The 25,441-nt window shown below is 33.6% G+C and carries 19 protein-coding genes and 5 tRNA genes; 13 read left to right on the top strand and 11 right to left on the bottom strand.

The features are described 5' to 3' along the window. Positions 1-319: 319 nt before the first annotated feature. Positions 320-1,456 (bottom strand): DegT/DnrJ/EryC1/StrS family aminotransferase, encoded by a 1,137-nt coding sequence (locus ACYSNX_RS07765; RefSeq protein WP_461754112.1) that lies wholly within the window; start codon positions 1,454-1,456, stop codon positions 320-322. Positions 1,457-1,614: 158 nt separating this feature from the next. On the opposite strand from ACYSNX_RS07765, the gene ACYSNX_RS07760 reads away from it, so the two are divergent. Beyond that, positions 1,615-2,850, top strand: coding sequence for a 3-deoxy-D-manno-octulosonic acid transferase (locus ACYSNX_RS07760; protein WP_461754111.1), 1,236 nt, complete (start codon positions 1,615-1,617; stop codon positions 2,848-2,850). Positions 2,851-2,940: 90 nt separating this feature from the next. Here the strand turns inward: ACYSNX_RS07760 and ACYSNX_RS07755 are convergent, their stop codons facing one another. Continuing rightward, positions 2,941-3,780 carry an aldo/keto reductase gene (locus tag ACYSNX_RS07755; RefSeq protein WP_461754110.1) on the bottom strand — a complete coding sequence of 280 codons (840 nt, stop codon included), beginning with the start codon at positions 3,778-3,780 and terminating at the stop codon, positions 2,941-2,943. Between the two features lie 275 nt (positions 3,781-4,055). On the opposite strand from ACYSNX_RS07755, the gene ACYSNX_RS07750 reads away from it, so the two are divergent. Together ACYSNX_RS07750 and ACYSNX_RS07745 are read left to right on the top strand one after the other, a co-directional pair. Continuing rightward, on the top strand, positions 4,056-6,209 hold the full coding sequence (locus ACYSNX_RS07750; RefSeq protein ID WP_461754109.1) for a S46 family peptidase: 2,154 nt from the start codon (positions 4,056-4,058) through the stop codon (positions 6,207-6,209). Positions 6,210-6,339: 130 nt separating this feature from the next. Then, positions 6,340-6,570, top strand: a complete 231-nt coding sequence (locus tag ACYSNX_RS07745; protein ID WP_461754108.1) for a hypothetical protein — start codon at positions 6,340-6,342, stop codon at positions 6,568-6,570. A 68-nt stretch (positions 6,571-6,638) separates the two neighbouring features. On the opposite strand, the gene ACYSNX_RS07740 is transcribed toward ACYSNX_RS07745, so the two are convergent. Then, positions 6,639-8,165, bottom strand: coding sequence for a GH3 auxin-responsive promoter family protein (locus tag ACYSNX_RS07740; protein WP_461754107.1), 1,527 nt, complete (start codon positions 8,163-8,165; stop codon positions 6,639-6,641). Positions 8,166-8,274: 109 nt separating this feature from the next. Between ACYSNX_RS07740 and ACYSNX_RS07735 the strand changes: the two genes are divergently transcribed. Further along, positions 8,275-9,075, top strand: coding sequence for a DUF2797 domain-containing protein (locus ACYSNX_RS07735; RefSeq protein WP_461754106.1), 801 nt, complete (start codon positions 8,275-8,277; stop codon positions 9,073-9,075). 75 nt (positions 9,076-9,150) lie between these two features. Here ACYSNX_RS07735 and sppA read toward each other — a convergent pair whose 3' ends face one another. Continuing rightward, positions 9,151-10,911: a signal peptide peptidase SppA gene (sppA, locus tag ACYSNX_RS07730; RefSeq protein ID WP_461754105.1), complete on the bottom strand. Its 1,761-nt coding sequence runs from the start codon at positions 10,909-10,911 to the stop codon at positions 9,151-9,153. A 125-nt stretch (positions 10,912-11,036) separates the two neighbouring features. Here sppA and folK point away from each other — a divergent pair, with 125 nt between their 5' ends. Continuing rightward, positions 11,037-12,182, top strand: a complete 1,146-nt coding sequence (gene folK / locus ACYSNX_RS07725; RefSeq protein WP_461754104.1) for a 2-amino-4-hydroxy-6-hydroxymethyldihydropteridine diphosphokinase — start codon at positions 11,037-11,039, stop codon at positions 12,180-12,182. A 33-nt stretch (positions 12,183-12,215) separates the two neighbouring features. On the opposite strand, the gene ACYSNX_RS07720 is transcribed toward folK, so the two are convergent. Continuing rightward, complete coding sequence (locus ACYSNX_RS07720; protein ID WP_461754103.1) at positions 12,216-12,746, bottom strand: RNA methyltransferase; 531 nt, start codon at positions 12,744-12,746, stop codon at positions 12,216-12,218. Between the two features lie 256 nt (positions 12,747-13,002). Between ACYSNX_RS07720 and ACYSNX_RS07715 the strand changes: the two genes are divergently transcribed. The 8 genes from ACYSNX_RS07715 (at position 13,003) to ACYSNX_RS07680 (ending at position 18,400) form a co-directional block, all read left to right on the top strand. Further along, positions 13,003-13,545: an FUSC family protein gene (locus tag ACYSNX_RS07715; RefSeq protein WP_461754102.1), complete on the top strand. Its 543-nt coding sequence runs from the start codon at positions 13,003-13,005 to the stop codon at positions 13,543-13,545. Between the two features lie 83 nt (positions 13,546-13,628). After that, positions 13,629-16,229, top strand: coding sequence for a DNA mismatch repair protein MutS (gene mutS, locus ACYSNX_RS07710; protein WP_461754101.1), 2,601 nt, complete (start codon positions 13,629-13,631; stop codon positions 16,227-16,229). A 203-nt stretch (positions 16,230-16,432) separates the two neighbouring features. Continuing rightward, positions 16,433-16,505 (top strand) — tRNA-Gly (locus tag ACYSNX_RS07705). A gap of 11 nt (positions 16,506-16,516) precedes the next feature. Next, positions 16,517-16,605 (top strand) — tRNA-Leu (locus ACYSNX_RS07700). A 102-nt stretch (positions 16,606-16,707) separates the two neighbouring features. After that, entirely contained in the window at positions 16,708-17,067 is a 360-nt protein-coding gene (locus ACYSNX_RS07695; protein WP_461754100.1) for a hypothetical protein, read from the top strand. Between the two features lie 189 nt (positions 17,068-17,256). Beyond that, a tRNA-Leu gene (locus ACYSNX_RS07690) sits at positions 17,257-17,345 on the top strand. A gap of 370 nt (positions 17,346-17,715) precedes the next feature. Continuing rightward, a tRNA-Leu gene (locus ACYSNX_RS07685) sits at positions 17,716-17,804 on the top strand. A gap of 507 nt (positions 17,805-18,311) precedes the next feature. Beyond that, positions 18,312-18,400, top strand: a tRNA-Leu gene (locus tag ACYSNX_RS07680). A gap of 96 nt (positions 18,401-18,496) precedes the next feature. Here ACYSNX_RS07680 and clpX read toward each other — a convergent pair. The 6 genes from clpX to ACYSNX_RS07650 form a co-directional block, all read right to left on the bottom strand. Continuing rightward, positions 18,497-19,744 (bottom strand): ATP-dependent Clp protease ATP-binding subunit ClpX, encoded by a 1,248-nt coding sequence (gene clpX / locus ACYSNX_RS07675; protein WP_461754099.1) that lies wholly within the window; start codon positions 19,742-19,744, stop codon positions 18,497-18,499. A 6-nt stretch (positions 19,745-19,750) separates the two neighbouring features. Beyond that, complete coding sequence (clpP, locus tag ACYSNX_RS07670) at positions 19,751-20,410, bottom strand: ATP-dependent Clp endopeptidase proteolytic subunit ClpP (protein ID WP_461754098.1); 660 nt, start codon at positions 20,408-20,410, stop codon at positions 19,751-19,753. An 83-nt stretch (positions 20,411-20,493) separates the two neighbouring features. Then, on the bottom strand, positions 20,494-21,807 hold the full coding sequence (locus ACYSNX_RS07665) for a trigger factor (protein WP_461754097.1): 1,314 nt from the start codon (positions 21,805-21,807) through the stop codon (positions 20,494-20,496). Positions 21,808-21,906: 99 nt separating this feature from the next. Beyond that, complete coding sequence (locus ACYSNX_RS07660; RefSeq protein WP_461754096.1) at positions 21,907-22,263, bottom strand: phage holin family protein; 357 nt, start codon at positions 22,261-22,263, stop codon at positions 21,907-21,909. A gap of 26 nt (positions 22,264-22,289) precedes the next feature. Beyond that, a complete protein-coding gene (locus ACYSNX_RS07655) occupies positions 22,290-23,879 on the bottom strand; it encodes a hypothetical protein (protein WP_461754095.1) in 1,590 nt (529 codons plus the stop codon). Between the two features lie 38 nt (positions 23,880-23,917). Then, positions 23,918-25,168 carry an OmpP1/FadL family transporter gene (locus ACYSNX_RS07650; protein WP_461754094.1) on the bottom strand — a complete coding sequence of 417 codons (1,251 nt, stop codon included), beginning with the start codon at positions 25,166-25,168 and terminating at the stop codon, positions 23,918-23,920. Positions 25,169-25,441 lie beyond the last annotated feature (273 nt).

Here is a 25,441-nt window from a genome sequence, read left to right as displayed (position 1 = left end):
CCCAGGTAAGAACAGTAACTTTCCCCTCATATACCTGCTATATTTACCCTAAATATCTCCGTACAACTTTGGACTTTAGTTTGTTATGCAACCTTATCCGATATTATTGGGCCTGATATAGTTTCTGTTCGTCAGGTCAAGGGTTTGCCTAGCGCTTCCTTCAGATTCCACCTCACGATGGACACCCTTGCATTTGGCTAACACTTCCCGTTGTAAAGGCGTGTTCGGGACTTGCACCCTAGAGTTACTGTCCATGCTGGGCACACATAAAACAAAAAAGACTAGTAAATTACTAGTCTTTTTTTGTTAAGCAAAAAGATTACTTATTTTTGAAAAAATCGTTTATTGTTGTACAAATAAATTCAATTTGTTCAGTATCTAATTCCGAGTGCATTGGAAGAGCCAATACCTGCTCTACTAGCTCATTGGTCACTGGGAAGTCACTTTCTTTATAACGTGGATCCAAATACGCCTTTTGCTTATGAAGAGCTATTGGGTAATAAATAGCACATGGGATATCTTTACTTTGTAAATGTTGTAATAAAGCATCTCTTTGTCCATTAACTACTCTTAAAACATATTGATGGAAAACGTGAGAATCCTCTTGTTTAGCTATTTGTGGTACAATAAGTTCCTTAGTATCTTTTAAAAGCGCATTATATAACATTGCACTAGAGCGTCTATTATGGTTATAGGTATCTAAATGTGGAAGTTTAGCATCTAAAACAGCAGCTTGAATACTATCCAATCTTGAATTCACTCCAACTACATCATGGTGGTATCTTTGGTACATACCATGATTTACAATACCGCGAATAGTATGAGCTAAGGCATCATCGTTTGTAAAAATTGCACCACCATCCCCATAACAACCTAAGTTCTTACTTGGGAAAAAGCTAGTAGCACTTACATGTCCAATTCCCCCAGTTTTTACTTTACTTCCATCACTAAAACAATAGTTTGCACCAATTCCTTGTGCATTATCCTCTATTACAAATAAGTTGTGCTTTTCGGCGATTGCCATAAGACCTTCCATATTGGCAGCCTGTCCAAATAAATGCACTGGAACAATTGCTTTTGTTTTAGGTGTAATTGCTTTTTCAACCGCATCTAAATCAATATTAAAAGTAATTGGATCTACATCTACTAATACAGGAGTTAACTGTAAAAGAGCAATCACCTCCACAGTAGCCGCAAAAGTAAAGTCTGCAGTAATTACCTCATCCCCTGGTTTTAATCCAAGAGCCATCATTGCCACTTGTAAAGCATCTGTTCCGTTAGCACATGGAATAACGTGTTTTACTCCATTGTAGTTTTCTAAATTCTTTTGAAAACCATGTACATGCGGTCCATTGATATACGTGGAAGTCTCTAAAATATTTTGGATCGATTCGTTAACTTGAGCTTTAATTGTCTCATATTGACTTTGCAGGTCAACCATTTGAATTTTTTTCATTCTTCTATCCTTTATAATATATATTTTAAGGCTAAATTATCCATTAAACTAGCCTGTGTTTTTTGTTGATTTCTCCCTACAAAAATAACAAATTCTACACTTGAAAACCTCTCTATTCCATAAAAGAAACGTAATTTCGCTAAATCAAAGTATTACCTATGTTTTTTCTATACAATACCATTATCCATATTGCTTATTTTTTTATTAAAATCATCGCTTTATTTAATAAAAAGCTTTCCTTATTTGTAAAAGGTAGAGAGGAATCCTTTGCAAAAATAAAACAAAACCTAAGTAAAACGGATAAAGTTTTTTGGGTACACGTAGCCTCCTTAGGTGAATACGAGCAAGGACTTCCCCTTATGGAAGCCCTTATAGAAAAGTATCCTACCCATAAAATCTTATTGACCTTCTTTTCCCCATCGGGTTATGAAGTCAAAAAAAACAACACCCTTGCCCACTGTACCATTTACTTACCAATGGATACTACTGCAAATGCTAAAAAATTACTTGAGTATGTAAATATTGAAAAGGCTTTCTTTATTAAATACGAATATTGGCCAAATTATTTACATCAATTAAAGCAAAATAATATTCCAACTTATCTTATCTCTGGGATTTTCAGGGAAAATCAAATCTTTTTTAAATGGTATGCTGGCTTTTATAGAAAGGCCTTGGATGCATTCACTTACTTTTTTGTCCAAAATCAACAGAGTCTAGAGCTTTTACATCAATTAAACCACTATAATGTAGAAGTAGTTGGAGATACAAGATTTGATAGAGTAAGTCAAATTTTACAAAGGGATAATAATCTAGAATTCTTAGATCGTTTTACCTTAAACAAAACAGCAAAAACCATTGTAATTGGAAGTTCTTGGCCAGATGATGAGAAAATGCTTGCCCAATATATTAATCAAAACACCCAAGAGGATGTCAAATTTATCTTTGCTCCTCATAATATCAAACAGGAACAAATCCAAAACTTACAAAACGCTCTAACGCAAAAATCTGTACTACACACCCAAAGTGAAAACGCAAATCTATCTGAGTGTAAAGTATATATTATAGATGCCTATAGCTTACTAACAAAAGCATATAGTTATGGTGATATAGCTTATGTGGGAGGAGGTTTTACCCATGGTATACATAATATCTTAGAAGCAGCCACTTTTGGAATACCTATTATCATTGGTCCTAAATACCAAAAATTCCAAGAAGCTAAAGATCTTATTGCCTTAAAGGCTACCTTAGTTGTTCATAACCAAGAAGAACTAGATCAAAACTTAGATACTCTTTTACATGATCAAACCAAGCGAGAACAATTAGGTAAAATTGCCTTTGACTTTATAAATAAAAATAAAGATGCTACGGCAAAAATCATGAATAAAATACAATAAAATAAAAAAGGTAAATAACACAATAGTTATTTACCTTTTTATTTGAATTAATAATTAATATATACCTAGGGTATAATTTATTTTCATTTATTAGAAGTCTACTTTATCTGGGTGTAATCCCGAACCTCCAAAGTAGTCCAAATTATCTAAAATAGCAACATCACTCGGATCCAATTCAATATTAAATACATCAAAATTAGATTTAATATAAGCTGGTGTAACGGATTTAGGTAATGGTAAGTGGCCATTATATAAAATCCAAGCCAAACTCAATTGAGCAGTAGTTATTTTATATTTTTTAGCCATGGTCTCTAAAGTCTTATTTTCCATGACATTTCCTTGTCCAAGTGGTGCCCAAGCTTCTACTAAAATATTGTGCTTTTGACAATAGTCCACTACCTCTTTTTGAGTAAATCCTGGATGGTATTCAATTTGGTTTACCATGGGAGTAATAGTTGACATGGATTGTAGAGCCTCTAAGTGATGAGGCATAAAGTTAGAAACTCCAATTGCTCTAACCAATCCTTTGGTATATAAATGCTCTAAAGCCTTCCAACTCTGTGCGTTTAATTCCTTCCAATTCTGGTTCTGACTCTCTGAACAAGGCCAATGTAAAAGGTACATATCTATATAATCTAAACCTAAACGATCCAAAGAATGCTCAAAAGCGCGTATTGCAGGCTCGTATCCACGATCCGTATTCCAAAGTTTAGTAGTTACGAAAATATCATTCCTTTTTACTTTAGACTCATTGATAGCTTTACCTACTGATTTTTCATTGCCATAAACAGCCGCAGTATCAATATGACGATAGCCAACTTCCAAGGCCTCTTCTACCGCTTTTATAGTTGCATTACCTTCAGGAATTTGCCAAGTTCCAAATCCAATTGCTGGAATTAGAATTCCATTTTGTAGTTTATAGTGTTTCACGATCAAATGGTTTTTTATAGTTTTTACTATGTACAATTTACAAACTTTAAAGAGTATTAACAACAAATATTTATATAATTATTACCGTAAAATTCATCCTAGAAAATTTATCGTAAAATTTAACACAATACTTCAATTTGACATATTTACTCACTAAGTCAAAATAATCCCTACTTTAGAAATAATCCATGGGTGTTAAATCCATTTGATAAGCATAAGGTTAGCCTCAAAAATGCTATATTGCCAAGGAATTTAGAATGCTAACTAATACTAACATGAATCAAAACATTAAAAACATTTTTAAAGTAGCACTACTTCTTGTTGCAATGCCTATTTTTAGTCAACAAGGTGGTATGTGGATTCCTTCCTTATTAGAGGGAATGAACCAAGAAGAAATGGCAACATTGGGTATGAAGATGTCCATTTCTGATATCTATGATGTCAATAACTCTAGCTTAAAGGATGCTGTACCTCATTTCAATGGAGGTTGTACCTCTGAGGTGATTTCTCCAAATGGTCTTTTATTAACTAACCACCATTGTGGTTATGGTCAAATACAAGCACATTCCACTATAGAGAATGACTACCTTCAAGATGGATTCTGGGCAAAGGACAAAAGCCAGGAACTTGTTAATGAAAATCTTTCTGTAACTTTTATGGTAAAAATACAAGATGTTACCACAGAAGTAACAAAGGGTATTAAACCAAGTGATAGCGAGAAAGTAAAAAAGGATAAAATCGCTAAAAATATTGAGAAAACTATCAAGACTTTTCCTAAACAAAGATGGCAAGAAAATCGAATCAAAGCCTTTTATGAAGGTAACCAATATATCTTATTTGTTACAGAAACCTTCAAAGACGTTCGCTTAGTAGGAACCCCTCCATCTTCTATAGGTAAATTTGGGTCTGACACAGATAACTGGGTATGGCCAAGACATACAGGAGACTTTGCTTTATTTAGAATTTACGCAGATAAGAATAACAAACCCGCAGAATATTCTCCAGATAACGTGCCTTATACTCCTAAGCATTACTTCCCTATTTCCTTAGATGGTGTTTCACCGGATGATTTCACTATGGTATTTGGTTACCCTGGAAGAACCCAAGAATACCTACCTTCTTTTGCAGTAGAGCAAATCACAGAAAGTCTAAACCCTGCTAGAATTGGAATTAGAGATATTTCTTTGAAAATTACAGATCAATTCATGAGAGAAGATCAAGGAATCAAAATTCAATATGCTTCTAAGTTTGCAGGAACTGCAAACTACTGGAAAAAATGGATTGGAGAGAGCCAAGGTTTAAAAAAATCAAATGCTGTTCAAGCAAAACAAGATTTTGAAAAAGACTTTGTAAAGCGTGCCTCACAAAATACAGCAACCAAACAATATGCTGATTTAATTCCAGCCTTTGAAAAACTTTATGCTCAAATTACTCCTTATGCAGTAAGTAAAGAGTACTATAGTGAAATTGCACTGCGCAACGCAGAAATCTTAAGTATGGCTTCCAGAGTATATGCAATTGAAAAAAGCTTAGACAATGCAAAGAATTTTGAAACTAAGAAACAGGATATTTTAGATAAAGCTCAAAACTTCTACAAAAACTACTCTACTAAAGTAGACAAAGAAGTTTTCCAAGCAATGATCCAAAAATATGCTAAAGACGCTCCTAAAGAGTTCTTACCTAAAAACTTAGTAAATATTAATGCACAAGAACTTACTAATGAGATTTTTGCCGAATCTGCCTTAACTTCTTACCAAGGTTTACAAGAATTATTACAAGGAGATGCAAAACAAGTTTTAGAAAAACTGAATCAAGACAAAGGATATAGTTTTGCAAAAGAAATTTTTCAAAATTACAACCAAAATATCCTTCCTGTATACCAAGACTTAGAACAACAAATAAGCGCTTTACAGCGCGTTTATATGAAAGCTCAATTAGAATTATACCCTGAGGCTAGAATATTCCCAGATGCCAATGGAACTCTAAGAGTTACTTATGGTATTGTGGATGGTTATTCTCCAAGCGATGCAGTATACTATGAACCAATTACCCATTTAGATGGTATTATGGAAAAATATGTACCTGGAGATTATGAGTTTGATGTTCCACAAAAACTAATTGAACTATACCAAAGTAAAGACTACGGAAACTATGCTCAAAAAGATGGGAAGCTACCAGTTAACTTTATTTCTACAGCACATACTACAGGAGGAAATTCAGGCTCACCTGCCTTAGATGCCTATGGTAATTTAGTGGGATTAAACTTTGATAGAGTTTGGGAAGGTACCATGAGCGACATCTATTATGACCCTAGTATTTGTCGTAATATTATGGTAGATGCGCGTTACATTTTATTTATCATCGACAAATTCGCAGGCGCTCATCATCTAATAGAGGAAATGGAATTAGTTTATCCTAAGGATAAATAAATAACTATTTGATTACTAGCGAATTATTCATTGTGAAAAATTAATAAAATATTTTGCAAAAAAATCTTAGCAAATTAAAAAAATCATATATTTGCTCTGAATTAATAATTAACTTTTATAATTAATCAAGATGAAAAAAATCGCATTAAGCATTGCTTTAGTAGCTATGATGGGAGTATCTTTTGTTTCTTGTAACGAAACAGCTAAAGAAGCTCCTGCAACAGAAGAAGAAGTTGTTACAGAAGAAGTTACTCCAGTAGCTGAAGAAACTGTTACTGAAGAAGCTCCTGCAACTGAAGAAACTGCAACTGAAGAAACTGCAACAGAAGAAGAAGTTGTTACAGAAGAAGCAGCTAAGTAATTTTTGATTTTTCAAAAATAGCTTAGGCTAAAAAATAAAACCTCGCATTATTGCGAGGTTTTTCTTTTTTACACGGTTTGCAACTCTTGCATTTTTAAAAGTTGCTCTACTATAGTACGTTCGTTGGACAATCTTGGTATTTTATGTTGCCCTCCCAATTTATCTTGATCTTTCAACCAATCATAAAATAAATTCTTTCTAGCTAAAGTTAACTTTAAAGGATTTAAGGTCATATTATTTGCTCTCTTAGCCTCATAGTCGGAATTTAGCTCTTGTAAGTTTTTATCTAGAACCTTAGCAAATAGTGATGAATCCTGAGGATTTTTCTCAAACTCAATAATCCATTGATGAGCACCATTTTGTTTAGACTCCATAAAAATTGGTCCAACGGTATATTCTAAAACGCTTACTTGAAACTCCGCGCAAGTCTTAGCCAAAGCTCTATCGGTATTTTCAATCATCAGTTCTTCTCCAAACACATTTATAAAATGCTTGGTTCTACCTGTAATTTTAATACGGTAAGGCAAAAGGTTAGTAAATCGCACTGTATCCCCAATTTCATAACGTAATAAACCAGCATTGGTAGTAATAACCATAGCGTAGTTTTTACCCAACTCTACCATAGATAATGGGATTACTCTTTGGTTAGATGTTCCATAGGTATCCATAGGAATAAACTCATAGAAAATACCATAGTCTAACATTAGAAGCAGCTCATTACAATCATTTTGATCTTGTATAGCAAAAAATCCTTCTGAAGCATTATAAATTTCATAGTACTTCATCTTAGGACTTGGAAAAAGTTGTTCGTATTGCTTTCTATAAGGTTCAAAGCTTACTCCTCCATGGAAATACACCTCAGCATTAGGCCATAATTCTAAAAGGTTTTCTTTTTTAGTTTCAGCTATAATACGGTTAAAAAGAACCAGCATCCAAGAAGGTACTCCTGCTATACTAGTAACATTTTGGTGACGTACTTCTTTTATAATGGCATCCATCTTAGTTTCCCATTCACTCATAAGTGAAGTCTTATTTGATGGTGTACTACTGATCTCTGCCCAAAAAGGCATATTATCGATTAAAATGGCAGACAAATCTCCAAAGAAAGTATCATTGTCTTGGTATAACTCTTTACTACCTCCTAAACGCAAACCTTTCCCAGTGAAGAGTTGACTCTCTGGATTATTATTCAAATACAGGCATAATAAATCTTTAGCAGCTTTATAATGACAATCTTCTAAAGCACTTTGGCTTACTGGAATGAATTTACTCTTAGCATTAGTTGTTCCGCTACTTTTAGCAAAAAGACGAATAGGCTCAGACCAAAAAATATTGTTCTCCCCTCTTCTACAACGCTCTATATATGGCTCGAATTCTTCGTATTTAAACAAAGGAACTCTACTAGCGAAGGTTTCGTAATTTTTTATACTAGCATAATCATACTGCTTTCCCAAAAGCGTACTTTGATTTGTTTTCATTAAGCTTAAAAACAGATCCTGTTGTACCTGATGGGGATTTGTTCGAAATACATCAATTTGATGAATTCTCTTTTTTAAAATCCAAGATGCGATTGAATTTATAATTGTAAATGCCATAATAAACCTTCATTTAAAAAATCCTTTACTTTATTACTGGATAAAGCAAATAGTGAGATACGAAATGTTTTCGTATTTTTACCACCTACCCAAAAATAACAATTTATTTATGCTTTACGAAGGAGTTTTAAACAAAATGCAAACAGAGTTTAACAATCCTATTGAATACTTTTTAGTATTGGAGAGTAACTTTATTCATATCAACCAAATATTAGATAGAAGAGTACGAATTAACTTCCTTGACTATCAATGTTTAAACTGTCAGGAACATAAGAAAATATTTCGACAAGGATTTTGTTATGAGTGTTTTTATAGCTCCCCTGCCGTAGGAGATTGGATTATGCGTCCGGAATTAAGTACTGCTCATTTAGGGATTGAGGATAGAGATTTGGCTTATGAACAAAAATGCCAACTACAACCGCATAGTGTTTACTTGGCTTTAGCCAGTGATGTAAAAGTTGGGGTAACTAGAAAATCTCAAATACCAACTAGATGGATTGATCAAGGAGCCTCTAAGGCTATTGAAATTGTAGAGGTGCCTAATAGATACTTAGCAGGTATTACAGAGGTTTCCTTAAAGCAAGAATTCACCGATAAAACCAACTGGAGAAAAATGCTAATCAATGAAATAGGAGATTTCGACATTCAACAAATTAGAGAATCTTTAAAAGATAAGCTTCCCTTAGAAGTACAGCCTTATTTTAATTCTACCCCCAGTTCTTTAATAGAATTAAACTACCCCGTCTTGCAGTACCCAACAAAGATAAAAACTCTTAACCTGGAAAAAACTCCAAGCTACCAAGGGGTTTTAAAAGGCGTAAAAGGACAATACCTTTTATTTGAAGACGGTACCGTTTTCAACGTTAGAAGCAATGAAGGAACAGTGATTTCACTGGAAATCCTCTCCTAATAAAAATAGATACAAAAAAGGGGGTGTCTTCAATTGTGAGACAACCCCTTTTTTTATTATTTATCTTATTCTAATTTATTGAATATTTAGTTCGTAAGGCAAAATGGTTTGGTTACCTTGAAGGTTGGAAAAATAATTTAACCTTTGTAAAAGTTGATAATTCTGTTCTCCAATTTTTTCTAAGATAAGTTGATCTTGGCTTTTGAAAATAGATGAACCAAAATAATTATTTAATAAATCCTCAAAGTTTAATTCATACTCTGGGTATTCCACTACTCTATAATCTTGGACTTCTGTCTTTTCAACAGCATAAGCTATTGCCTGATCTAATCCACCATAAGCATCAATTAATCCATTTTTCAAAGCATCTGCTCCAACCCATACTCTTCCTTGGGCTAATTCATCTACCTGTTGAAAACTCATATTTCTTCCTGTAGCAACACGAGAAACAAAAGTAGTATAGATTTGTTCAATACTTTGGGTTACGGTCTGTTTATATTCTGGTGATAATGGGGCAAAAATACTATAGTTTGCAGCATTTTTATGGGTTTGAACGATTTGAGGATTAACCCCATATTTTTCACTTAATGTACTAACATTAGGTAGCATACCAAATACACCTATACTTCCAGTAATAGTAGCAGGGTCGGCAAAAATATAATCTGCTCCACATGCAATATAATAACCACCAGAGGCTGCAACATCTCCCATAGATACAATTACAGGTTTAACAGCTTTGGTAAGCTCCACTTCTCTCCAAATTAACTCTGAGGTAAGTGCACTACCACCTGGACTATTCACACGTAAAACTACTGCTTTGACTTTATCATTCTCACGAGCTTTCTTTAGAGCTCTATTGATAGATAACTCTCCTACATAACTTACATTCCCCTCTCCACTTAAAATTTGTCCTTGGGCATATACAATCGCGATTTGATCTGCTGATAGTTTTACATTAGAACTAGAAGGAGCTTTAATATAATCTAGAATAGTAATTTTATTATACTCTTTATCTTGTGCAACGTCTACTAAGGATTTTACACTAGCTTCAAATTCATCTTGATAAGCAACACGGTCCACTAATTTATGCTCTAAAGCTCCCAAAGCGGTATTACCATATAAATTACTAGCTGCCTGGTTTATTTGCTCTAAAGAAATCGATCTACTCTTTGCGATATCTGTAGCAATAGTAGTCCAAATAGAATTTAAAAATTCTGTAGTCTGAATGTGATTTGCTTCACTCATTTTATTTTCTAAATAAGGCTCAACAGCACTTTTGTACTTTCCATGACGCAAAACTTCCATTTTAATCCCTGTCTTTTCTTGTAAATCCTTCAAGTACAAGATTTCCACAGACAATCCCTTGAAATCAACCATTCCTACAGGATTTAAAAAAATAGAATCTGCTACTGAATTTAAATAAAAGTCCTTTTGGGTATAGTAATCCGCATAAGCCATTACAAATTTTCCAGAATCTTTAAAGTCCTGTAAAGCTTGGCGCAATTCTCTCATTTGAACAATTCCTAAACCTGAGTGCTGGTTAACTAAAGTAATCCCAGAAATACGTGAATCCTCTGTTGCTCTATTAACTGCGTCTAAAACATTACTCAGACCATTTTTGGGTTGATCCTTGAAGCTAAACTCTTTATAGTTAAACTTACCACTATAGTCGTACTTAACTTTAGATAAATCCAATACAATCACAGAATTATCCTTCACCACTACTGTATCACTACTTCCCATTGCAGCTCCAAGGCCTATTAAAAGGACTAATAAAAGTCCAAAAAACAAACATAGCCCCAATATTGTAGCTAATACATTACCTAAAAATTTCATATCTTATTATTTACTTCTATTAGTTGTATAAAACTACTATTTGTTACACATTTTACAAAACTTTGTGACCATTAACTATAAGCAAAATAGCATAAAATTGAATTTGTTTTAGTTACTTTGCCCCCATGTATACACAAAACAACATCGTTTTATCCATTGGGACCAATATGGGAGATAAGATAGCTAACATTAAAAAGGCTATTGAATTAATTCATAATCAAGTAGGTACGGTTGTGAAAACATCTTCTATATACCAGTATCCTGCTTGGGGATTTCAAAGCGAACCCTTTTACAATTGTGCCATACTACTTCATAGCAAAATAAATGCACAACAAGCAATTTCTAAGGTTTTAGAAATCGAACAAATTTTAGGTAGGGTTCGATCTGACTCTCCAGGTTATATAGCTAGAGTGATTGATATTGATATTATCAGTTTCAACCAACAAATTTATCAAGAGCCCAACCTAACTATTCCGCATCCTTTAATGCAGAAAAGAAAGTTTGTATTAGAGCCTATGATGGAGCTAAATTCATCTTGGGAACATCCTATTTTAAAAAAGGATGTCAAAGTACTATTACAACAATGTCCAGACCAAACAAAAGGTGAATTTATAACCACTTTAGATTCTCCTATAAAAAAATACGATTTTTCGACTATTAATTTTCTAGCCATAGAAGGTAATATTGGAGCAGGTAAAACAACACTAAGCTCTAGAATTAGCCAAGACTTCAATGCTAAGTTAATCTTAGAAGGATTTGCAGACAATCCCTTTTTACCAAAGTTCTACCAGGATGCTGATCGCTATGCCTTTTCCTTAGAAATGTCTTTTTTAGCAGATCGCTATAGTCAGCTATCCGATGACTTAGCTCAATTAGACTTATTTAAAGAGTTTGTCATCTCCGATTACTACGTACATAAATCACTAATTTTTGCTCAAATTACCCTTGAGCCAGATGAATTTAGCTTATATAAGCAGATCTTTGAAATTATGTATAAAGAAACTCCTGAGCCAGATATTTATATCTTTCTCTACCAAAATACCTCTCGTTTATTAGAGAATATACAAAAAAGAGGTAGGTCCTATGAGAGTGAAATTACTGCAAATTACTTAGACAGTGTTACCAAAGGGTATTTCAATTATATTAAAACCCTTGCGCCTAATAAAGTTCTTACTATCGATATTTCAGATATTGACTTTGTAGCTAACCAAAAAGATTACATCCACCTATTGGATCAAATCCAAGAAAAGATAAATCAAAAGAACAGTTAATAAAAAAGCCTTCTATTATAGAAGGCTTTTTTATTAAGATCGCATTTTACTAAATAAATCCCATATTACTATTCCTGCGCTAACGGCAATATTTAAAGAGTGTTTGGTTCCTAATTGAGGAATCTCAATAACCCCATCACTTAAATCCACTATTTTTTGACTTACTCCCTTTACTTCATTTCCAAAAACTAAAGCATACTTTTGATCACTAACAGGGGTAAACTCATTTAGCATAACACTATTTTCTACTTGTTCAATGCTTTGAATATTTACGTTTTTTTGCTTTAAATCCTCAATAACACTAACAATGTCTTTAGCGTATTCCCATTCTACACTTTCAGTAGCTCCTAAGGCTGTTTTGTTAATCTCTTTGTTTGGTGGAGTGGCTGTAATACCACACAAATAAACTTTTTCAATTAAAAATGCATCACAAGTTCTAAAAACAGAACCAATATTGTGTAAGCTTCTAACATCATCCAAAACGATAATTAAAGGAGTTTTCTCCTTTTCCTTAAACTCTTGAACATTTATTCTATCTAGTTCACTATTTGCAAGTTTTCGCATAAAATCTAAATTTTCAGCAAAATTAAGTAATATTTTAATGTACTAGTAGGCTTAATGGTCAAAATATATAAAAGTTATTCTTACTTTTCACTTTGACCCAACTAATCTAATACCAAGAGAGTTAGATAGTTAATTATACGAGAACTTTTATATTTTTAACAAACCTTTCCTCTTATATTTAACAAAATCCTATAGGATAAATATTGATTAACGACAATAAGGGTGGTAAATTTGCAGGCTAAAATTAAAAATCAAAATGTTTAATAGATTTATTAGATACATCATTACCACTCCAGTTATCATCTACTCTGTACGTTGTACACTTGCATTGATAATTGGCCACATACTACTACAAAAGTTACCCGATTACCAAATGATGTGGACATTGATTTCTATTATCTTAGTAATATCCCCTGAGGGTCAAAACTCGAAAAAGCTTTCTATTGAACGATTTAAATCTAACTTAGTAGGATCTATAGCAGGATTAGTATGTTTAGAAATCGAACCTTCTCCAGATTTTTGGATGTGTTTGTTCGGGTTCTTTTTGACTATTATTACCTGTTTTATTTTTAATATTCTAAACATGGCTAGGGTAGCTCTTGTTGCCTTAATCATTATTTTAATTCAACCTCAACCTAGTCAAGAAGCTAGTAAGATTGTAGAGGCTACTCCGTTAATTAGAGCCTTATCTGTAACACTTGGTTGTTTTATAGGTTTAGCAATTACAGTAAGTACTAGTGTTATTATCCGAGCTTTAAAAAAGAAACACAATATTCCTTTAAATAAAACTTTAACCTAAGAGATAGTAGAGTTTGACTACATGGTTTTATGCAATCCAAATACTTAGAGTATATTTGTGATATCCAATTTAAATATTCCAATATGACTGTTAAGTCTTCCGATAAAAAGCAGACTCCATTAATGAAACAATACAACGATATAAAAAGAAAGTATCCAGATGCTTGTCTTTTATTTCGTGTAGGAGATTTTTATGAAACCTTTGGGCAAGACGCTGTTAGAACAGCTAAAATTCTAGGTATCACTTTAACAAAAAGAAGTCCAGGGACAGCTAGTGAAATAGAATTAGCGGGATTTCCTCATCATTCGGTAAATGTTTATCTTCCAAAATTAGTTAAAGCAGGTTTACGCGTGGCTATTTGTGATCAATTAGAAGATCCTAAAACAACAAAAACACTTGTAAAAAGAGGAGTTACTGAATTAGTCACTCCAGGAGTTGCTTTCAATGATGAAGTACTTCAATCTACTTCCAACAACTTCCTTTGTGCTTTACATTTTAATAAAAAATATATAGGTATTTCTTTCTTAGATATTTCCACAGGAGAGTTCTTAACCTCTCAAGGAGACCAAGATTATATCGATAAATTATTGCAGAATTTTTCTCCAAGTGAAATCCTTATTCAAAAGCACCACAAATTAGAATTTTTAGAACAATTTGCAGACCAGTACAATCTTTTCTTCTTAGATGATTGGATCTTTAAAAAAGATTATGCTTTTGAATCCTTAACGGCTCATTTTAAAACTAATTCTCTACAAGGTTTTGGTATAGCAGATTTAGATTTAGGAATTATAGCTAGCGGGGCTATTTTATATTATTTAGGAGAAACCCAACACACAGAAATACAACATATTTCAAGCATTCAACCCATAGCACAAGATGCATATGTATGGATGGACCGCTTTACAATAAGAAACTTAGAACTTTACCAAAGTACCAATTTTAACGCTATTACTCTTTTGGATGTAATCGATAAAACGATTTCTCCAATGGGAGGACGCCTTTTGAAAAGATGGCTAGCCCTGCCTCTAAAGGACTTAGAGCAAATACAGCAAAGACATCAAATAGTTGAGCAGTTATGTAAAGAAACAACACTTTTAGACAGCTTTATACAACAAATTAAACAAATATCTGACCTAGAGAGACTATCCTCTAAGATTGCCACCAATAAAATCTCTCCTAGAGAGCTAATTGTATTAATGGAATCTTTACAAGCTATATTACCAGTAAAAAAGCTTGGACAAAGTTCAAACAACGCCTCTTTAAAGGCTATGGCATCTACCTTAAAGGATTGTGAAGTATTTATTGAGCAAATAAGGAAAACTATTTCTGAGCATGCTCCTGTTTCTATTACAAAAGGAAATGCAATCGCAAAGGGAGTAAATGCAGAGCTTGATGAATTAAGAGCAATTTCATCCACTGGTAAATCCTTCTTAGACGAATTAGAACAAAGGGAAATCGAACAAACAGGAATTCCCTCTTTAAAGGTAGCTTTTAATAATGTTTTCGGTTATTATATAGAGGTAAGAAATACACATAAAGACAAAGTTCCTTCCTCTTGGATCAGAAAGCAAACTCTGGTAAATGCAGAGCGTTATATAACGGAAGAGCTTAAGCAATATGAAAGTAAAATACTAGGTGCAGAGGAAAAGATTTACCAACTAGAAACACAATTATACCAAGATTTTGTTCAGTGGTGTACCTCTTATATTACACCAATACAGCAAAACGCAAAGGTAATTGCACAAATCGACTGTTTATGTGGATTTGCGCAACTAGCCCTATCTAATAATTATGTCAAACCTATTTTAAATGATGGATTTGATTTAGATATTAAAGATGGAAGACACCCAGTGATTGAAAAGCAATTACCCATGGATGTTCCCTATATTGCCAATGATGTATACCTAGATAAAGAATCCCAGCAAATCATCATGATAACTGGACCTAATATGTCTGGTAAAAGTGCAATATTAAGACAAACAGCTTTAATTGTCTTACTAGCACAGATTGGAAGTTTTGTACCTGCTTCTAAAGTAGAGATGGGTATTGTGGACAAAATTTTCACAAGAGTAGGGGCCTCGGATAACATCTCTATGGGAGAATCTACTTTTATGGTAGAGATGAATGAGACAGCCTCTATTCTAAATAACCTTACTCCAAGGAGTTTAATTCTATTGGATGAGATTGGTAGAGGAACAAGTACCTATGATGGTATTTCAATTGCTTGGGCAATTGCTCAATACATCGTAGAGCACTCTACAAAGGCCAAAACACTATTTGCAACGCATTACCATGAACTAAACGACATGAGTAAGTACTACGACAGCATAAAGAATTTTAATGTTTCTGTGAAAGAATTAAAAGACAATGTACTCTTTATTCGTAAACTTGTACCTGGTGGAAGCGCACACAGCTTTGGAATTCATGTAGCCAAAATGGCTGGTATGCCAAAAATGGTACTAGAAAATGCCCAGAAAATGCTACTGCAATTAGAAAGTAAAGTAGCACCTGAGGCTAAAATCACCCTTAAGCCAATTGAAAAAGATGTACAATTGAGCTTTTTTAATTTAGAAGACCCACTATTGGAACAGCTAAAAAAGGATATTTTAGGTATAGACATTAACTCTCTTACCCCAGTAGAGGCACTAATGAAGCTTAATGAAATACAAAAAAAGATAAAATAACAAAAAGCACTCTCCCCTTTAGAGAGTGCTTTTTGTTATTATTTAAATAAAAAGACAAAAAAAAATCTTTAGCTCCACATTGCAAATCAAATAGTTATAAAAAACTTTAAAATTATTTACAGATAAAGTTTGTAGAATATAAAAAACCTCCTATATTTGCACTCGCAATACAGAAGTAATGCACGTTCTTAAAAAAACAAAATGCGAAAATAGCTCAGTTGGTAGAGCGCAACCTTGCCAAGGTTGAGGTCGCGGGTTCGAACCCCGTTTTTCGCTCAAATCCAATTGCTCGGGTGGTGGAATTGGTAGACACGCTGGACTTAAAATCCAGTGAACAGTAATGTTCGTGCGGGTTCAATTCCCGCTCCGAGTACCAAAAAATCCTAAACATTTTGTTTAGGATTTTTTTTTGCTATAAACTTACCCTACTTTAGCTTAATTCTATTTTATATTAACTCTTATTTATACCCTATTTGCTATGAGCGCTTTTGTAATAAGTGTAAAAGAGAATGAAAAATTCAAATACACTTTTGAACACTCTAGAGGTCGTACTTTATTAACTAGTGTTGAGTATCCCAGTAAAGAAGCTATTTATGCCACAATAGGCTTTTTACAAGAAAACTTTGAGCTAATTACCATCTTAAGGTATAAAACAACTAGTGCTAAGTTCTATTTCAAATTATCCATAGATCAAAACATCTATGCTACTTCTAGAAAATTCAACACAGCCATTCGTTTTACTAATGCAATTGAAGAAGTCGAAAAAAGCTTTACAAAGGCAGAAATTCTTGATTTTAGTATAAATATATTCGAAGATATACCGCAAGAAATGGAATAACCTCATCTAAATCCATTTAATGTTACTTTTGTTCTCTTAACTATAAAAAGATAAATAATTGTTTTTTAAGCAAATAGTTCATTGCAAGATAAAAACAGGAAAAAAAATATTTTTTTTCACCAAAATACTCTTGTGTAATAATATTTTTACTCTATATTTGCACTCGCAATCCACAAGGAAAGCCCACAGGCTCGGGTGGTGGAATTGGTAGACACGCTGGACTTAAAATCCAGTGAACAGTAATGTTCGTGCGGGTTCAATTCCCGCTCCGAGTACCACAAAGGAGATTTGTTTTACAAGTCTCCTTTTTTTTGCTTTAAACTCAACGGCTATTGGTAAACTATCCAACTAGAATTTGGACTTCTACTAATTTTTACCTCATCCCCTTCTTACCAAAACTAATGATTACTGATATTTAAAAAAAACCTACTCCTTACTAAAACCTACCTCTTATGCCTTTAATTAAAGCTCAAGAATTAGTTTCACTTAAAATGCAAAAAAAAATATTAAAATACCAACTTTAAATTACTGCTTACTAACTAGATAAAACAACTAACAAAAAAAAATAAAAAAACTTTCTAAATAAGCCTTGTCAGATATAATAATTGCCCTATATTTGCACTCGCAATCCACAAGGAAAGCCCACAGGCTCGGGTGGTGGAATTGGTAGACACGCTGGACTTAAAATCCAGTGAACAGTAATGTTCGTGCGGGTTCAATTCCCGCTCCGAGTACCATAAAGGAGATTTGTTTTACAAGTCTCCTTTTTTTTATTCTCTTTATTCAGCTAAGAGCTCCCTTTAGTATCCTATTTCCTTTTTTTAAGGCTTTAAAAGACCATTACAGCCACAAAAATCTTTTCAGAACACAAAACCTTGATTGGGGGTAATCTAGCTTTAAAAACCTTCTATAGCAACATAATCCCTTTTTACCTAGATAGACCTCTGCTAGGATTGACATGCCTTTAAAAAGCCTTTTATAACAGCGGAGCCTTACTTTTACACTATATACGCCATGATAAGTATTAATATAGTTTTAAAAGCATCTACAAGCAATTATTGCCTCACGAAAGAGATCTTAAAGTAATAAAATTATTATCTGACTTTTTTATAACGACTAAATAACTAATTACCAATAACATATAGACATGCAGCAATAAAAATGATTTATTTTCAACAAAAAGGCTTGTTTCAAAAGATTTTTGTTCTATATTTGCACTCGCAATCCACAAGGAAAGCCCACAGGCTCGGGTGGTGGAATTGGTAGACACGCTGGACTTAAAATCCAGTGAACAGTAATGTTCGTGCGGGTTCAATTCCCGCTCCGAGTACCATAAAGGAGATTTGTTTTACAAGTCTCCTTTTTTTATTCTCTTTTTTAAAATAAAAAGACAAAAAAAAGACGTATTACAATGTAATACGTCTTTTTTTTAGTTTTGACTTACTGACTCTAAACGTTGCAGTAAATTTTTATTTAATGCATTTTTAGCATATTGCTCATCTACTATTAATTCATGAACGTCTTTTTGACTTGGAAGCTCATACATTGCATCAGTTAAAATTGCCTCACACAATGATCTAAGTCCACGAGCACCTAATTTATATTCCAAAGCTTTATCTACAATATAGTCTAAAGCTTCATCTGTAATCCTAAGTTCAATATCATCCATTGCAAACAACATTTCATATTGTTTAATAAGAGCGTTTTTAGGCTCTGTTAAGATCAAACGCAATGTTTCTTTATCCAAAGGATCCATGTGCGTTAAAACAGGTAAACGCCCTATTATTTCAGGGATTAATCCAAAGTCCTTAATATCACGAGGAATAATGTATTGCATCAAATTAGTACGATCTACTTGATCACCTTCTTTTAACGACCCATATCCTACAGCTTGGAAGTTTAAACGCTTAGAAATAATACGTTCAATACCATCGAAAGCTCCTCCTGCAATAAAAAGAATGTTTTTAGTATTCACCTCAACAAACTTTTGATTTGGATGCTTACGTCCTCCCTCTGGCGGAACATTTACAATACTTCCTTCTAATAATTTTAACAACGCTTGTTGAACTCCTTCTCCTGAAACATCTCTGGTAATAGAAGGATTATCACTTTTACGAGCAATTTTATCAATCTCATCAATAAAGATTATTCCTCTTTGAGCTTTTTCAACGTCGTAATCTGCTGCTTGCAACAATTTACTTAAAATCCCCTCTACATCTTCTCCAACGTAACCAGCCTCGGTTAAAACAGTAGCATCTACAATTGCCAAAGGTACATTTAGCATTCTTGCAATTGTTTTGGCAACTAAGGTTTTTCCTGTTCCTGTTTGCCCAACCATTATAACGTTACTCTTCTCTATTTCCACTTCTTGATCTGTGGACTTTGATTCTTGTAGTAAGCGTTTATAGTGGTTGTAAACCGCCACAGACATTACTTTTTTAGTTTGGTCTTGACCAATTACATATTGATCTAAAAACGCGCGAATTTCCATCGGCTTTTTTAAAAGCAATTCTTGGTTCAATTCATCTTCTTCTTCTTGTGTGGTGTCTTCTAAAACAATTCCATAAGCCTGATCTACACATTTATCACAAATATGAGCATCCATACCTGCTATTAAGATATTTGTTTCTGATTCGGGTCTACCACAAAAAGAACACTTCATCTGCTGCTTTGCCATAAATTTTTATTCTCTAATTAACACCTCATCAATCATACCGTACTCTTTGGCTTGTTGAGCGATCATCCAATAATCACGATCACTATCGTGGTGAACTTTCTCCATACTTTGCCCAGAGTGGCTAGAAATGATTTGGTATAATTCTTCTTTTAACTTTAAGATTTCTCTTGCCGTAATTTCAATATCAGAAGCTTGTCCTTGTGCCCCACCAAGTGGTTGGTGAATCATTACACGAGAGTGAGGTAAAGCAGAACGCTTTCCTTTAGCTCCTGCACATAAAAGAACAGCTCCCATAGAAGCAGCCATTCCAGTACAAATAGTTGCTACATCAGGTTTAATAAATTGCATTGTATCGTAAATTCCCAAACCTGCATATACTCCACCTCCAGGTGAATTCACATAAATACTAATATCCTTATCATTGTCTACACTAGCTAAGAATAATAACTGTGCTTGAATAATATTGGCAACATAATCATCGATAGCAGTACCTAAAAAGATAATCCTATCCATCATTAAACGAGAAAATACATCCATTGAAGCAACATTCATTTGTCTCTCTTCAATAATGTAAGGGGTCATACTACTAACAATTTTGTCGTAGTACATGCTATTTATACCATGATGCTTTGTAGCAAATTTTTGAAATTCCTTACCGTAGTCCATATATATTCCTTTTTTATTCTAAAAAATAAGCGCCTCCCCATTTTGGGAAGACGCTCAAATATACTTATTTTTTTCTTGGAAAATTATTCTCCGTACATTTCTTTAACGAAATCTTTGTAAGAAACTTCCTTAGCTTCAGCTTTCACTTTATCATTAAATAAAGCTAATACTTTTTCGCTCATTACTTGCTCAGAAATACGTTTAACCTCTTCTTGGTTAGACATAACTCTAGCAACGATATCTTCTACTGTTTTTTCATCTGGTTCAGCTTGACCGAATTGAGCTAACTGATCTTTGATTAATTTTACAGTGTGTTCTTTAATCTCTTCGAAGTTTAACTGTAAGTCGTATTGAGCCATTAATTTTCCCTCGATTAATTGGAAACGCAATCCTCTTTCACTCTTATTGTACTCTTCTTCTGCTTGTTCTGGAGTTAAAGTAGTTTCTCCTGCAGTTTGTAACCATTTCTTTAAGAATTCAGCTGGTAAATCAAAAGAAGTAGACTCTACTAAGCTTTCGTAAACGTCGCTTAAGAATTTTTGATCAGCTTGACCTTTGAATTGTCTCTCAGCGTCTTCTTTGATCTTCTCTTTTAATTGCTCCACAGAAGTTACAACACCTTCTCCGAATAATTTATCGAATAACTCTTGGTTTAATTCCGCTTTTTGTGTTTCGTTGATTTCTTTGATAGTAACTACCACATCAATTTCTACTACTTCTTGTAAACCTAAGAATTGCATTAACTTTTGGTCATCCTCAAACAATCCTTTTGTAGAGATAGTAACTTGATCACCTACTTTTTTGTTTAAGAATTTCTTTTGGTTAGTTTTTGTTCTAATATCAGCAATAGCTAATTTAGTTTCATTCTCTACTCCAGCTTCTTCATTTTGAACAGTAACTAATAACTCAGAATTTTCTTCAACAGCCTCTTGAGAAACTAATTTACCGTATTGGTTTTGGATGTACTCAACTTGCTCATCAAGCATTGCCTCATCAGCAACGATTTGGTATTTTACTAGATTAGCAACATCTTCTAAAGCTACATTGAACTCAGGAGTTAAACCTAATTCGAAATCAAATTTTAATACATCAGCATCCCAGTCAAACTCTTCGTTTAATACAGGAAGTGGATTTCCTAAAATATCCATTTTCTCCTCTGTAAGGTAATTGTTTAATTTGTCTTGTAAGATTTTGTTAACTTCTTCGAACAAAACTGCTTTACCATATTGTTTAAGGATTAAACTCATTGGTACAGCTCCTTTTCTAAATCCAGGAACACTAGCACTTTTTTTATAGTTAGCTAAAACCTTATCTACATTACCTTGGTAATCTTCTTTTGCAAGCTCTATTGTTACAATTGCATTAAGAGCATCTACATTATTCTTTGTAATATTCATTTTTTGATGTATTTACATAATAAATTTGGGTTGCAAAAATAAATTATTTTTACAACCCATCCAAGTTTTTAACTGATTGTATTTCAATCATTAATTTTTTTATTGATTTTCCAGGTTGTCTTTTTGAACAATACCGTTGGTAATGGATTGGCAAAAAGTCAATACTATACTAAATAAGACAGCATACCAGAATCCGTCTACTACAAATCCACTAACAAAATAAGCGCAAAGTAGAATAATCAAAGCGTTGATTACAAGTAAAAACAATCCCATGGTTATTATAGTTGCTGGTAGGGTCAAAAAGATCAATACTGGTCGTAGGAACATATTTAACAACCCCATTACAACAGCTACCCATAAGGCAGATGTCCATCCTTCTACGTATACTCCTGGGAGTAACCAGCAAAGGAAAACAACTATTGCAGTTGTTACTAATAATCGAATAATTAATGCCATATTTTTTTTATAAAAATAATCAAAAATTAATTACTAGGCAACAAAGTTGGCCCTGGATATTTTGCAGGATTAACTAATGGAATATTTGCTTTATAGTGTTGGTTAATCACCTTTAGAATCTCTGAAGAAGCAAAGGCATACCCTCTTGGATTTAAGTGAACCCCATCTAAAGAAAACATGACTGTATTTAAATTACCCATTCCTTGGAAGTAATCTGCTGTATAAATTTGTCCATCTTCTACTCTTAAACCGCTCACAGCTTGATTTAAAATAGCGTTCATATCCACTAATGCTAAATTGTGCTTAACAGCTTCTGCTTTAATAATAGCATTAAAACTATCGGTAGCTAACTTAACTTTCTTTTGCTCCACTGGATTTAAAACAAAAGAATCACTCATGGGATAAGACACTCCATTTACTAATAATGCATCCAATGTAGGGTTTCCAGTACCTCCTCCCATTGGAAGTCCAATTTGACTTTTACTTGTTAGGATAAACAAATCTTTAGATGTCGCATGTCTTGCTTGTCCATAAACCATAGACAACATAGCTATTTGCTGATCTGTTAACACAAATAAGCCCGCATCAGAAGCTTGCTTTAATCCAAGTTTTAAAAGCCCAGACATATCTGCTAGAGTTTTATCTTGAATTAAAAGTGCGTTAGCTTTGTCTTTAGAGAAAAACTCTAAGCGATCTGCCTGCCCACCTTTAGCTAAAATTTCTTTTAGCATACCAACAAAGGTATTTAGAGCATCTATCTTTTCAACTCCAATTAATTCCGGAGTCAATGGATTATAAGGCACTGTTGTAAAATAAGGAATCGCCGTTACATCAGGAATCGTAGCAATAGCTCCTTTAGCTCCATTTTGAACTAATGCTTGGGTAATTGTTTGGTAAACATTTTGAAAAACCCCTACATGAGTAATATCGTTTGGACCATACAAAGAAGGGTCTAACCCATTTAATTCGTTTTGATCCACTCCATCTCCTCCAGAACTAGCATATCCCAATACATCATTTGAACCAATCCAATTAGTAAAGAAAGTCGGATTCAAACTCAATACATCTTCTATAACACTAGCATTTTCTGAGGTAGCTGTACGCACAAAATAAGGGTTAGCTGTACCATTGGCTACACCAGCTAAACTTCCATACCCTTTTGCAAGTAGATGAAAACTCTTAGCCCCTGGTACTCCGGCATTATGAAAAGCTTTCTTTTGCTGATTGGAGACCTCAATAGTTATAGTTCCTTTGATATTTTCAGGTGAACTTGTACTCATGTTCATGATTAAACGAGTTGGCGCAATAACTTGTCCACCTAACAATAACCCTCCTACATTGTTAACGTCATCTTCAAAAGAAGGCTGGGTAAATTCTTTTCCCCCAACTACTTTGAATTGCCCCGCTAAGATGTTTGGAAAGGAATATTGCTGACCACTTCTAAATACAGTTCCATCCATATATCCGGCAGTTAAGCTATTTCCTATAGCTACATAGGTGGAAAAATCTGCTTCCCCTGCATAATAGGTTCCCCCATCAATACCATCCTTAATATCTGGTTCACAACTCGCAAGAAGTGCTAAAGCTGGTAGTATAAATAAATATCTTTTTTTCATAATTTATAGTTTTTGTTGGCTGGTTGTTGGTCTACGTCTTAGAAGCTATAGCTAATTCCTACACTTCCACTTGTAACTGCACTTTTATATACTCCACCGAAAGAAACATAATTACCATCTTCTAGATAATAGTCATAAGAGTTCTTTATACTACTGAAGTTCATAAAATTGGCAGCAACATCGATACCAATACCATTTTTAAATTTATAAGTAAATCCTCCTGTATATGCCCTAGAGTCATTTCTAGGAGTTTCTGGTGCGAAATAACCATCTTGTACTGGACTTTCATCGTAATACCATCCTGCACGTACACTCCATGCATCATTAACTGTATATTGTACTCCGACACGGTAGGTACTAGAGTCTTTATAATTTCTAGGATTAACAGAAGTACCAATAGCTGGACTATCTACAAAATCAATGGTCAAGGCTTTATATACATTCCAAAAAGCTCTATTGTAATCAAAAGCAAATAACCATTTATTCCATTCATAAGAAGCTCCCACAGTTAACTCTGCTGGCAAAGGCATCTCTGCAGTAATTTTACCATCTTTAAAAAGTGCCTGTGCAAAACTTGGTACATCATAAAAAGTAGCAGTACCATTTTTAGCTTTCATTTTTATTTCAGAACGATAATTCATTCCTATACGCAAATGATCATCTACATTTAGCAAATAACCTGCTGTCCATCCCCAAGCTGTTACATTATGAGATTTCACAGTAACATTAGTGTAGTTACCTTGCTCATCAGCTAAGCTTCTGGATACATTTCGATTAAAAGTTACCCCTCCTGTAACAAAGATAGGTCCTCCTGAGAAACTAAAGCGTTCATTTACTTTTACAGCAACAGTTGGCTGAACATAAAAGGATTTTAAATCGATATTATTTACAAGGTGAGCACCTTGCCAACCTTTGTCCCATTCTACTTTACTACCATAAGGAGTATAAATAGCCAATCCTAAACTCAGCCACTCCATTGGCTTATAAACAGCATAAGCATACATAGGTGTTCCAGGATTGCGGGTCTCATCTTTCCAATCGTAGGTTTTGTTCTCAAACTTAGTGTCGGCTACTAAGTAACTCACCCCAGCTGAAAAAGTCCACTTATCTTTCAAAAAAACCGAAGCTGCAGGATTGAAGAACAAAGTCTCCGCACCACTAATAACAGCTACCCCTGTGTGTCCCATTGCAAGTTGTTTGTTTCCTTGCATACTAACTCGATATCCTCCTGCAAAAGCAGAGAAAGAAATCAAAGACAACAGGGACAATGATATTAATTTTCTAATCATAATCGTTTTTTATTTAAATTTCGTCATTATTCAAATATAACTGATTACAATAATTTTACAAATTTTTAATTCTTATTTTAACATTTAAAGAATGATAAATACATTATTATCAATAATAACACATACTATGCAAGCATAATAATTGATTTTATCTAAATATTACGAAATTATACAAAACACAGTGCGCTTAAATTTTTCTAAACAAAAAGCCATTATTGTAAAAAAATTAAGACTATAATCTCACAATACCATCACATACTACAAAATCCACCC

The sequence above is a fragment of the Myroides sp. LJL115 genome (assembly GCF_054871665.1).
This window is presented reverse-complemented; position numbering and strand designations above follow the sequence as displayed.